General features: G+C 33.5%; 9 protein-coding genes. All 9 read left to right on the top strand.

The features are described 5' to 3' along the window. Nucleotides 1-132 precede the first annotated feature (132 nt). Nucleotides 133-1,398, top strand: coding sequence for a serine hydroxymethyltransferase (gene glyA / locus G9C87_RS08385; protein WP_172280055.1), 1,266 nt, complete (start codon nucleotides 133-135; stop codon nucleotides 1,396-1,398). 59 nt (nucleotides 1,399-1,457) lie between these two features. Further along, the gene (locus G9C87_RS08380) at nucleotides 1,458-1,919 is read left to right on the top strand and encodes a regulatory protein RecX (RefSeq protein ID WP_172280053.1); all 462 of its coding nucleotides are present in this window, start codon (nucleotides 1,458-1,460) and stop codon (nucleotides 1,917-1,919) included. 438 nt (nucleotides 1,920-2,357) lie between these two features. After that, on the top strand, nucleotides 2,358-4,307 hold the full coding sequence (locus tag G9C87_RS08375) for a polysaccharide biosynthesis protein (protein ID WP_172280051.1): 1,950 nt from the start codon (nucleotides 2,358-2,360) through the stop codon (nucleotides 4,305-4,307). Between the two features lie 72 nt (nucleotides 4,308-4,379). After that, entirely contained in the window at nucleotides 4,380-5,186 is an 807-nt protein-coding gene (locus tag G9C87_RS08370) for a polysaccharide biosynthesis/export family protein (protein WP_172280049.1), read from the top strand. A gap of 214 nt (nucleotides 5,187-5,400) precedes the next feature. Next, nucleotides 5,401-6,108 (top strand): polysaccharide biosynthesis/export family protein, encoded by a 708-nt coding sequence (locus tag G9C87_RS08365; RefSeq protein ID WP_228456987.1) that lies wholly within the window; start codon nucleotides 5,401-5,403, stop codon nucleotides 6,106-6,108. An 8-nt stretch (nucleotides 6,109-6,116) separates the two neighbouring features. Beyond that, complete coding sequence (locus G9C87_RS08360; RefSeq protein WP_172280045.1) at nucleotides 6,117-8,453, top strand: GumC family protein; 2,337 nt, start codon at nucleotides 6,117-6,119, stop codon at nucleotides 8,451-8,453. 73 nt (nucleotides 8,454-8,526) lie between these two features. After that, nucleotides 8,527-9,855, top strand: coding sequence for a nucleotide sugar dehydrogenase (locus tag G9C87_RS08355; RefSeq protein ID WP_172280043.1), 1,329 nt, complete (start codon nucleotides 8,527-8,529; stop codon nucleotides 9,853-9,855). Between the two features lie 133 nt (nucleotides 9,856-9,988). Beyond that, nucleotides 9,989-11,116, top strand: a complete 1,128-nt coding sequence (wecB, locus tag G9C87_RS08350; RefSeq protein ID WP_172280041.1) for a non-hydrolyzing UDP-N-acetylglucosamine 2-epimerase — start codon at nucleotides 9,989-9,991, stop codon at nucleotides 11,114-11,116. Nucleotides 11,117-11,125: 9 nt separating this feature from the next. Next, on the top strand, nucleotides 11,126-12,334 hold the full coding sequence (wecC, locus tag G9C87_RS08345) for a UDP-N-acetyl-D-mannosamine dehydrogenase (RefSeq protein WP_172280039.1): 1,209 nt from the start codon (nucleotides 11,126-11,128) through the stop codon (nucleotides 12,332-12,334).

The raw sequence follows: 12,334 nt of genomic DNA, 5'->3' as shown, positions 1-12,334 counted from the left end.
TTTAAGCTAGATAGGGATTGAGAAATAAATTGTGTTTTATATTATTTTATCCCAAAAATCATATTTTTATGAATAAAATCTTGTTGAAAATTCCGTACATTTGGGGTGAAAAATCTCAAAAACTAAAAGTAAATGGATATTATTTTCGACCTGATTGAAAAGGAAAAACAAAGACAAACTCATGGATTGGAGCTTATAGCATCGGAAAATTTTGTTTCTGATAATGTAATGAAGGCGATGGGGAGTGTATTAACAAATAAATACGCAGAAGGGTACCCTGGTAAAAGGTATTATGGTGGATGCGAAATAGTAGATGAGGTCGAAACATTAGCAATAAACAGAGCAAAGGAGCTTTTTGGAGTTGACTATGTAAATGTTCAGCCTCACTCCGGATCTCAGGCTAATGCAGCTATTTACCTTGCCGTTTTGAAACCCGGAGATAAAATTATGGGAATGGATCTTTCCATGGGAGGACATCTGACTCATGGTTCAGCCGTTAATTTTTCAGGAATTCAGTATAATGTTGTTTCTTATGGCGTACAACAGGAAACAGGTTTGATCGATTACGATCAAATGAGAGAAGTTGCTTTGAGAGAAAGGCCCAAAATGCTTATTGCCGGTTTTTCCGCTTACTCCAGAGACCTGGATTATGCAAAATTCAGAGAGGTGGCAGATGAAGTAGGTGCTACTCTGTGGGCTGACATTGCGCACCCGGCAGGTTTGGTTGCAAAGGGATTGCTGAATTCTCCATTTGAACATTGCCACGTAGTAACTACAACTACTCATAAAACACTAAGAGGGCCAAGAGGAGGAATGATCATGATGGGTAAAGATTTCGAAAACACGTATGGTCATAAGACACCTAAAGGAGAGATCAAAATGATGAGTCAGGTTTTAGATGGTGCAGTATTTCCTGGAATTCAAGGAGGACCTCTTGAACATGTGATTGCTGGTAAAGCAATTGCTTTTGGAGAAGCTTTGGATACTCAGTTTGAGACTTATGCAAAACAAGTTAAATCTAATGCTCAAGCTTTAGCAAAGGCAATGATCAGTAGAGGGTTTGATATTGTGAGCGGGGGGACAGATAACCACTTAATGCTTGTCGATCTTAGAAATAAAGGCGTTAATGGTAAAGAGACTGAAAAAGCATTAGTTCTGGCAGATATTACATGTAACAAAAATATGGTTCCTTTTGATGATAAATCACCATTTACTACATCTGGAATCAGACTAGGAACTGCAGCAATTACAACAAGAGGATTAAAAGAGCAGGATATGGAAACTATTTCAGAACTCATCTCCGAGGTTGTTGATAATATCAAGAATGAAGAAGTTATTGCATCTGTAAAAAAGAAAGTAAATGAATTAATGGAAGGGAAAGCTTTGTTTAATTACTAAATTTTACTTCAATTTAAATACTAAGAATGGGCACTTTGCTCATTCTTTTTTTATAATATATGGATAAGAAATCTTATACTTTTGAAGAAATCAAACAAAAGCTGGTTAACTATTGTGTTTATCAGGACCGATGTCATGCTGAAGTTGAACAAAAGATGAAAGAATTCATGCTGATCAACGAAGCTAAAGAGGAGATTCTTTTATATCTGATTCAGGAAAATTATCTGAATGAGGAGAGGTTTGTAAGAAGTTATATCAGGGGAAAGTTTTATATAAAGCACTGGGGGAGAAATAAGATTCGGATGAATTTAAAGCAAAAGCAAATTTCCGAAAAGCTTATTCAATCCTGCTTTAATGAAATAGATGAGGACGATTATTTTAAAACCCTTAAAAAGATGTTTGATGATCACTATTCCAAATCCAGTGGGCTGAAAGAGTACCAGAGAAAAACGAAAACAATCAGTTATTTAATAGGCAAGGGGTACGAATATGAAATAATCCTGCAGGTTCTTGAGAATTAATATATATGTAATTTACGTTCCGTTTATTTTCTGTTTAAAAAAAATAGCTTTGTTGAAATTTTAAGGATAATAAATTATAACAATTATACTGTGAATTGAGCTGTAGTTTTATATAAGACTTTTATATGTAATATCTTACATTGTTTTATTAAAAAAAAATTAAAATTTTAAAAGAAATTAAAGTAAGTGGCACGAAAAATGCATGTGGTTTGCAATATTTATATTTTGAAATTTATATCTGAAAAACAATGAAAATATGATATAAATAGCGTAAAAAGTATGGAGATTGTGTATAAATTTTTTTATAGACAATAATATGTGTTAGAAATAATTTTTATTGGAAATAGATAAAGTAGAAAAAAGAAATTAAACAATTGCATTAAAATTATGAATAATATCTATTACCTTTGCCCCGCTAATAAAATCACCTAATGTTGAATGAAAAAGTTGCATGAAGCTTTTAATGCTCTTTACAATGGCGATAACATTGTGAAAATCACGAAATTGAGATATATACCGAGATGGTTGGTTATCATTATCGATATTTTAATTATCTTTTTTTCAATTTTGCTTTCACGTCTTTTCTTAAGGAATCTGGATGTAAAAGTTAATTTTCCGGAATATGTTGTTCAGAAAAGGATTTTAGTAATTGGGATTAATATCCTGTTTATGTATGTCTTCAAAACCTATGCAGGTATTATAAGACATTCTACTTTCTTTGATTTTTTCAAGATTATACTATCATCAGGAAGTACATTGGTCAGTCTTTTGATTATCAATTACATTTCACAGATGGCCATGGGTACATCGCTCTTCCTGTATCCTAATCTGTTTTTGTATTTCCTTATTTCGGTATCCATCATGTTCTTTTTTAGGATGGTTACTAAGCAATTCTTTAATATGCTAATTGATATTAAAGGTGCTTCTTCTAAAGTAAGAATAGCAGTGGTAGGCGTTGGAGAGGCTTCTGTAGCATTGGCTCGCGCCATTATGCATAATCCTAACTATCCCTATCGATTACAAGGGTTTCTAACTGGAAGATCAGATTCAAACAGAGCCTTACTATTGGGCTACAAGATTTATAATAAAAATCAGTTTTTTAAAAGCGAAAAATTAATCAAGCAGTTTGATGCTGTATTGTTGATTAAGGAGATTATGACAAAGCAGGAAATCGAAGAATGGATGACCTTAGCTTTGGATAGTGGTTTAAGAGTGCTGAAGGCTCCGACACTTAGTAAGATGCGAGATAGTGATCTTGTTGGAGGAATCAGCCAGCTTCAGATTGAAGATTTACTGAATCGTAAACCTATAAAAATAGAGAGTGAAGACGTAAAAAAGAGACATTTTGATAAAAATGTTTTAGTTACAGGAGGTGCTGGTTCTATTGGAAGTGAAATTGTTAGGCAAGTTGCGCAGTTCAATCCTGCATTAATTGTAGTTCTTGATCAGGCAGAGTCCCCATTGTATGAATTGGAATTAGAGCTTCTGGAAAAATTTCCTGAGCAACGGTTTAAATTTGTACTGGCGGATATTTCTAACAGTTACAGATTAGAAAAAGTGTTTGAAGACTATCAGTTCTCAATGGTATATCACGCGGCTGCATACAAGCACGTTCCGTTAATCGAAGAAAATCCACATGAAGCTATTTTTGTAAATATCTTAGGGACAAAGAACGTTTCTTTATTATCGAAAAAGTATAAAGTAAACCGTTTTGTGATGGTTTCTACCGATAAGGCTGTTAACCCTACCAATGTAATGGGGGCGTCAAAAAGAGCAGCAGAATTGTTTGTTCAGTCTTTACAGAATTCACCGGGAAATACTACTAAGTTTATTACTACGCGTTTTGGGAATGTATTGGGATCAAACGGTTCGGTTATTCCTCACTTTAGAAAGCAAATAGAAAAGGGAGGTCCCGTTACGATTACTCACCCGGACATTATTCGTTACTTTATGACAATTCCTGAGGCATGTGAACTTGTACTTCAGGCAGGAACTATGGGTAATGGAGGAGAGATTTATGTATTTGATATGGGTGAACCTGTTAAGATTTTAGATCTTGCTAAAAGAATGATAAAACTATCTGGTTATACGCCAGATGTAGATATAAAAATTACCTTCATTGGTTTAAGACCGGGAGAGAAATTATATGAGGAACTTTTAAGTAATAATACTGTTACCATTCCTACACACCATGAAAAGATTTTGATCTCAAGAGATCCGATAATGGAATTCGATGAGGTGGATATGCTATGCAAGCAGATTATATTAGCTGCTGTTAAAAGAGATAAATTACAGGTAGTTAGAATTTTAAAAACTATTGTTCAGGAGTTTATAAGCAATAACTCCGAGTTTGAAATTTTGGATAAAGAACCATTAGTAGAAGACTAATTGAGTGCAATGAAATCAATGAATAGTTTGTAAAAAAATAATTATCCTATTTTTGTGGAAAAATTATCAGGAATGAGTTTAAAGTATTTTATTTATGGTGCTGTAAGTTTAGCAATGTTTTCTTGTGCAGCAAGGCAAGACATCAATTATATGAAAGACATTGATAGTATTACACTAGAAAATTCGATTAAAAATAGCAGGATTGATTTTCAGCCGGGAGATCAACTGATTATTACAGTTTCCGCAAAGGATATGGATGTAGTAAAGCCTTTTAATCAGAATTATTCTTCAGGTAGTACAGTTGCTCAATACACATTGCCTAGTTCCAATAATCTTCCTCAGCAGGTTCCGGCGTCCGGACCAACTTATGTCATAGATACCAATGGTGATATTGTTTTTCCTCAGATAGGAAAAATAAGTACTAAAAATGAAAATATTGAAACATTAAGAACTAAACTTACAGGGTTAATTTCAGAATATGTAAAAAACCCTATTGTAGACATCAAACTCATCAATTTTAAAGTTTCTGTTCTTGGGGAAGTTGCTAAGCCTGGAACTTATGTAATACCTGATGGAAATACAACTTTACTAAGTGCGATCGGTTTAGCAGGAGATTTAACTGCTTATGGAGTAAGAAATAATATTTTAATTGTTCGAAATGTTGATGGACAGATCAGTAAAGAAAGAATAGATCTTACAAGTGCTAATTTTATAAATTCTCCTTACTATTATCTTAAACAAAATGATGTAGTATATGTTCAACCAAATGCTAACAGGGAAAAAGCAGCAAGGGTAGATCCTAATACAGGGCTTTACATTTCTGTTGCCTCTGTAATTGCTTCAATAACTGTAGGGATATTGGCATTGATTAAAAATTAATAAAATAAAATTTTAGAATAGATTGTCACCAGCAGGTAAACATTAAATCACAAATTAGTAGAAAAAAATAGCTTGTTCGGAATGTAATCAATAAATAAAATTAAAGACAAGCGACAGTAGATTAAATAATATCATGAATAAAACTATTATTACTTACCTTATAATTTTGTCAGCGGTTTTGGCATCTTGCAAGCCTAAACAAAATATGGTATATATGGCACAGCATAATATGGAGGAGGAAGTGGCTAAAGCAAAATTTCAGGGGTTACATATACAAGAAAGTGATGTGCTTCTGATTCTCGTTTCTGCGCTTGATGAGATAGCAGTAAAACCATTTAACCTAAATACTGCAAATCGTGTTGGAAGTGAGTCTCCAAATGGTATAACTCAATATGTACAACCCAGTGAGTATATGGTAAATGAAGAAGGATATATTAATTTTCCTGTGTTAGGAAATGTTTATGCAAAAGGGATGACACAAATACAGTTAAAGCAGGAATTAGAGTCCCGTTTAAAAAGATATCTTACAGATCCTTTAGTTACCATTACTTTGAAAAATTTCAATGTTAGTGTTTTAGGTGAGGTTAAGCTTCCTGGCCAAAAAGAAAGTCCTACACAAAAGCTTAATATCTTTCAGGCATTAAGTCTTGCGGGAGATATGACAGATTTTGGAAATCGTACAAACGTAAAACTTATTCGTTCAGGAGACGATGGTTCGGATCAGGTTGTTAATTTAGACTTATCAAGATCGGATATAGTAAATTCACCTTACTACTACATGAAACAAAATGATGTTCTTTATGTAGAACCTGATCATAATAAGCAAATACAGGCAAACTCTAATCCAAATAGAGCTCTTACATTTCAAATTATTGCTTCAGCATTGGCAGCAGCAACCCTCGTTATTTCTTTAACCCGATAAACTAGAACATGCAGCATATAGAATTTCAGGAAAAAGAAGAAGTATTAGATATAAAGAAAATTATCGGGCAATATCTAAGAAAATGGCCCTGGTTTATTGGATCCATTTTAATGTTTATGATTGGAGCCTACATCTATCTAAGATATTCTATTCCTCAATATCAATCAAAAACTACTCTTAAATTTGATAAAAAGGAAACAGATCTTACTTCTGCACTTGCGGATTTGGATAATTTGGGGATAGGCTTAGGAAATGCTGATGAGATGAAAAGTGAAGTAGCTGTAGTTACATCCCGTCCAATACTTATGCAGGTTGTTAAAAACTTAAACCTAAGTGTTCAATACTTTAGTGCTGGAGAAATTAAGGATTCGGAATTATTTACACAGATACCGATTACAGGTAAAATACTTTCATTTAAAAATGAAAAGAAATTTAAATCTGCAGAATATAATGTTAGTGAAGTAGGTGATCATCAATTTACATTAATTGATGATAAGAAAGCTGAGTTTAAAGGAGAATTTGACAAACCTCTACATTTGAAGTTCGGAACAGTTATTCTACATAAAAATTCTGCAATTAAATTTCGTTCAAAATATATAATAGTATTTTGGAATCCGATTGAGAGAGTTAAAAAATTAGAGGAAAAGATTAAAGTAGATCTACCGGATCAAAAAGCATTGTTGATGGATATCAGTTTGATAGGTGGAGTTCCGGAAAAATCAGAAGCTATTCTAAATGAAGTCACAAAGCAATATAATTTGGATGGTCTGAGAGATAAAAATTTACAGGCAAAAAATACACAAGAATTTATTGATAAAAGGTTAGAGGTTATTACCCGTGATCTGTCTGGAGTAGAAAATCAAAAGGAGGATTTCCAGAATCGCAATCGTATCGTTGATCTTGAAATCCAGGCACAATTGGCACTTCAAAATACAAACGATAATACCAAAGCGCTTTTACAGCAACAAGCGCAGCTGGAGCTTTTGAACTCTTTAGCGCAAGAAGCTGCAAAAGGTGGAAACCAGCTTATGCCTTCCAATCTTGGACTCAATCTTTCACTGGAACAAGCTATTTCTCAATATAATACACTTCTTATTACCAGAAATAAAACACTAAAGCAGGCGACTAATGAAAACCCTGCTGTAGTGGAAATGAATAAAGAAATAGCTTCATTAAAAGAGATTGTTCGTGAGAATATTCGTCAGCAAAAGGAGACTGTGCAGGCAACTATATCACAATTTAATAATCAGATTGCAACAAGTAACGGACTTATTGAGAAGGTACCTGGACAATCAAAAGTGTATCGTGGAATAGAGCGTCAGCAGAATCTTAAGGAGCAACTATTTTTATTTTTATTACAGAAGAGAGAAGAAAATGCAATCAACTTATCTGTAAATGTTCCAAAAGCAAAAATTGTAAATCCCGCATTTACCGATGATATTCCCATATCACCTAAAAAGAGTATTGTTTTTCTGGGAGCTCTGTTCCTTGGAATACTGCTTCCCTTTGCCATATTTTATTTGTTCTTTATGTGGGATGATAAAATCTATAATCGTGACGATATTAAGGAGCGTTCTTCTTTAGGTATTTTAGCAGATATACCAACATTAAATGATAAAGAAAATCATTTAGTGCAAAAAAATGATTTTTCTGAATTAGCAGAATCTTTCAGAGTATTGGTTTCCAATCTTAAATTTGTGCTACCTGTTAAGGAATCAGCTAAAATTATTATGGTTACATCATCTGTTAAGGGAGAGGGAAAAACTTTAGTATCAGTTAATTTAGCACTTACATTAGGAAATAAAAATGGGCGGGCTCTACTTATTGGTTCTGATATCAGAAATCCGCAGATTCAGCGTTATGATAGTGAACCAGTGAAAAGAAAGGGGCTTACAGAATATCTATACGATGAATCAACTAATGTCCAAGATCTTATTCATACTTCAGATACCAATCCAAATTGTGATGTAATCTATGCTGGAAGTATTCCTCCTAATCCTCAGGAACTTCTTTCTAATGGTAGATACCAAAAACTTATCCACCAAATGGAATCACAATATGCATATATTATTATCGACTCTGCACCCCTTGTACTAGTATCGGATACTCTTAATATTGCAGATGTTGCGGATACAACTCTTTACGTGGTAAGGTCTGGGGTGTCAAGAAATGTATTAATAGATTTTACAAATGATTTAGTTAAAGATTCTAAACTTTCTAATGTATCCTTTGTTATTAATGATGTATCCAAAAGTGCTGGAGGTTATGGATATAATTATGGTTATGGATATGGATATACTAAAGATAAAAAGGAAAGCTGGTGGCAAAGATTATTTAAAAAATAATTTTGTTACTAAGCTATGGGATTAACAAGAGATATTATAATATTAGGAGTGACTTTTAGAAGGTACAATATTGATGGATACACAGATTAGAATTAGTATAATTGGTTTAGGATATGTTGGGTTACCATTAGCACGTTTATTTGCTACGAAATATCCAGTTGTTGGTTTTGATATTAACCAGAAAAGAATCGAAGAGTTAAATCACGGCACAGATCATACATTAGAAGTAGATAACAATATACTACAATCTGTCTTATCTAAAACAAACCCTTTTAAAGAGGCTTCAAACTCTAACATCTCACAAAAAGGATTGTATTGTTCATCAGAAGTAGATGATATTAAAGAAGCAAACATTTATATTGTCACAGTACCTACACCTGTTGATAAACATAACAGACCCGATTTAACACCATTATATAAAGCCTCAGAAACGGTAGCAAAAGTTCTGAAGAAAGGTGACATTGTTATTTACGAATCCACAGTATACCCCGGAGTCACAGAAGAAGAGTGTGTTCCAGTGTTAGAAAAAGTATCTGGTTTAAAATTTAATGAAGATTTTTTTGCAGGATACTCACCAGAACGTATAAACCCTGGAGATAAAAATCATACTGTAGAAAATATCTTGAAAGTAACATCAGGTTCTACAAAAGAAGTTGCAATTATTGTAGATGACTTATATAAGTCAATCATTAATGCTGGAACACATTTGGCTTCATCCATTAAGGTTGCAGAAGCATCTAAAGTTATTGAAAACTCCCAAAGGGATATTAATATTGCTTTTATAAATGAATTAGCTAAGGTTTTTTCGCTTATGAACATTGATACTAATGATGTTTTAGAGGCAGCTGGAACTAAATGGAATTTTTTACCCTTTAAGCCTGGTTTGGTTGGGGGGCATTGTATAGGGGTAGATCCTTTTTATCTAGCACAAAAAGCTCAGGAAATAGGATATTATTCAGAATTAATACTGGCAGCAAGAAGACTAAATGATTCTATGGGGGCATTTGTAGCCTCTCAGGTTATTAAGTTGATGATTAAAAGAGATATTAAAATAAAGGGTGCAAGAGTTTTAAACCTGGGTATCACTTTTAAGGAAAATTGTCCGGACATCCGTAATTCTAAAGTTATTGACGTTATTCAGGGATTAGAAGAATATGGTGTAGAAGTCACAACTTATGATCCTTGGGCAAAAAATGAGGAGGTCAAAGAGGAGTATGGATTTGAAATCATTAAAGATATTGAACAAATTAATGGTAGAATAAGCTCTCAAAAGTTTGACGCCATAGTACTTACTGTATCTCATAAGGAATTTTTAGACGTTGATTTATCAAAACTTTTAAAGGAAGAGGGAGTCATTTATGATGTTAAAGGCTTTTTAAGTCATTACGATTCTAGACTATAACCCTAAAAAATAAAATTATATTACTGTGCGGTAGATTAGCAAAATTAAAAATCGCACGTGTTTTTTGATGATTGTAACTTTAATATTAAGAGTTCATCATAGATTTATTAAAAAAAGAATGGGAAATTAACTTATGAAAATTAAAAATCTTATCATTTTTGGGACACGTCCTGAAGCTATAAAAATGGCTCCGTTGGTAAAAGAGTTTAAAAACAATGCTGATTTTGAAACCAAGGTTTGTGTGACTGCACAACATCGAGAAATGCTTGATCAGGTTCTGTCATTCTTTGATATCGAACCTGACTATGATTTAAATTTGATGAAACCTAATCAAAATTTATATTCATTAACAGCAGATATTATTACAGAAATGAAATCTGTTTTGGACGATTTTCAACCTGACTTTATTTATGTTCACGGTGATACTACAACCACTATGGCCGCAAGTATAGCTGGATTTTATTCCGGTGCAAAAGTTTGTCACGTAGAAGCTGGTTTAAGAACTCATAACAAACGATCTCCATTTCCAGAAGAAATAAACCGCCAGGTTACAGGACGTATTGCTGATTATCACTTTGCACCTACTGAGCAGTCAAAAAGCAATCTGATTTCGGAAAGTGTAGCTGAGAAAGATATCCTAGTAACCGGGAACACTGTAATTGATGCATTATTGGATAGCTCAGAAAGAGTTACGAAAATAGAAAACGATGAGATTGAATCTCTAAAAAATATTGTAGATACTAACAAAAGATTAATATTAGTAACCGGACACAGAAGAGAAAATCACGGACAAGGTTTTATTAATATTTGTGAAGCATTAAAGGAAATAGCGGTAGTAAATTCTGATGTTCAGATTATTTACCCTGTACATTTAAATCCAAACGTTAAAGGGCCTGTTTATGAAATTTTATCAGGAATAGATAATATTAAGTTAATTGATCCTTTAGCATACCCGGCTTTTGTTTGGTTAATGACACAATCATATATGATTATTACAGATTCTGGTGGCGTACAAGAAGAAGCTCCGAGTTTAGGAAAACCGGTATTAGTAATGCGTGATACAACTGAACGTCCTGAAGCTGTAGATGCTGGGACGGTAATTCTAGTAGGAACTAATAAAAACAAAATTGTTTCTGAAGCACAAAATTTACTGACAGATACCCAACGGTATCAAATGATGAGTGCCTTGCATAATCCTTATGGTGATGGAAAGGCATGTCAACGTATTGTCCAATTCATTAAACAAAATAGTAATATTTAAAATAAAAGTATGCAACCAAAAGTAGTAACGATAGGTTTAGGATATATCGGATTGCCAACATCCGCTTTAATTGCTAATAATAACATACCAGTACATGGAGTAGATATTTCTCAACATGTAGTGGATACCATTAATGCTGGTAAAATTCATATTGTAGAGCCGGATTTAGATGAAGCTGTGGCAAATGCAGTTAAAAATGGCTATTTAAAGGCGGACACAAAACCAGTGATTGCTGATACTTATTTGGTTGTCGTTCCAACACCATTTAAAGGAAATCATGAACCTGATATTTCATATGTAAAAGCAGCCACAAAGGTGTTGATCCCTCTATTAAAAGAGGGAGACTTGTATATTATTGAATCTACATCCCCTATTGGGACTACCGAAAAAATGATGGAATACATTTTTTCAGAGCGTCCGGAATTGGAAAATAAAATTTATTTGGCTTATTGTCCAGAAAGAGTACTTCCTGGCAACGTAATGTATGAACTGGTTCATAATGATCGTGTAATTGGAGGTGTAAATAAAGAATCTACCGAAAAAGCACTTGAATTTTACCGTCAATTTGTTAAGGGAGACCTTCATCCGACAAATGCTAGAACTGCAGAAATGTGTAAGTTAACTGAAAACTCCTCTCGAGATGTTCAGATTGCATTTGCTAATGAATTATCATTGATTTGTGATAAAGCAGGTATTAACGTATGGGAACTAATTCAATTGGCGAACAAACATCCACGTGTAAACATATTACAACCAGGTTGCGGAGTAGGAGGACATTGTATAGCTGTTGATCCGTACTTTATTGTTGCTGATTTCCCTATGGAATCTCGTATCATCGCGCAAGCCCGTGCAACTAATAATTATAAATCATTCTGGTGTGCTGAAAAAATTAAGACAGCACGTTTAGAATTCGAATTAAAACAAGGGCGTCAACCTTCTATAGCTATTATGGGACTTGCTTTTAAACCCAATATTGATGACTTGAGAGAATCTCCAGCTATTCATATTGCAGAAAGGGTATTACAAGATTCAGGAGATGCTGACTTGTTTATTGTTGAACCTAATGTACAAGAACACAAGATTTTTAAATTAACAGATTACAAAGATGCAGTAAAGAAGGCGGATATCATTGTTTTCCTTGTTGCTCATAATGAATTTAAGAAGTTGGAAATTGCTGACGATAAAATCGTAATAGATTTTTGTGGCGTTAAATTATAA

This window comes from Chryseobacterium sp. LAM-KRS1 (assembly GCF_013184525.1).
GTDB classification, from domain to species: Bacteria; Bacteroidota; Bacteroidia; order Flavobacteriales; family Weeksellaceae; genus Chryseobacterium; species Chryseobacterium proteolyticum.
The sequence above is the reverse complement of the archived record's forward strand: the minus strand, read 5'-3'. Positions and strand labels throughout refer to the sequence as shown.

Bases quoted from the DNA above. Each gene is read 5' to 3' on its own strand.
- glyA (WP_172280055.1), top strand. From the start codon at position 133: ATGGATATTATTTTCGACCTGATTGAAAAGGAAAAACAAAGACAAACT.
- G9C87_RS08375 (WP_172280051.1), top strand. From the start codon at position 2,358: ATGAAAAAGTTGCATGAAGCTTTTAATGCTCTTTACAATGGCGATAAC.
- G9C87_RS08370 (WP_172280049.1), top strand. From the start codon at position 4,380: ATGAGTTTAAAGTATTTTATTTATGGTGCTGTAAGTTTAGCAATGTTT.
- G9C87_RS08380 (WP_172280053.1), top strand. From the start codon at position 1,458: ATGGATAAGAAATCTTATACTTTTGAAGAAATCAAACAAAAGCTGGTT.
- wecC (WP_172280039.1), top strand. From the start codon at position 11,126: ATGCAACCAAAAGTAGTAACGATAGGTTTAGGATATATCGGATTGCCA.
- G9C87_RS08355 (WP_172280043.1), top strand. From the start codon at position 8,527: ATGGATACACAGATTAGAATTAGTATAATTGGTTTAGGATATGTTGGG.
- wecB (WP_172280041.1), top strand. From the start codon at position 9,989: ATGAAAATTAAAAATCTTATCATTTTTGGGACACGTCCTGAAGCTATA.
- G9C87_RS08365 (WP_228456987.1), top strand. From the start codon at position 5,401: ATGGCACAGCATAATATGGAGGAGGAAGTGGCTAAAGCAAAATTTCAG.
- G9C87_RS08360 (WP_172280045.1), top strand. From the start codon at position 6,117: ATGCAGCATATAGAATTTCAGGAAAAAGAAGAAGTATTAGATATAAAG.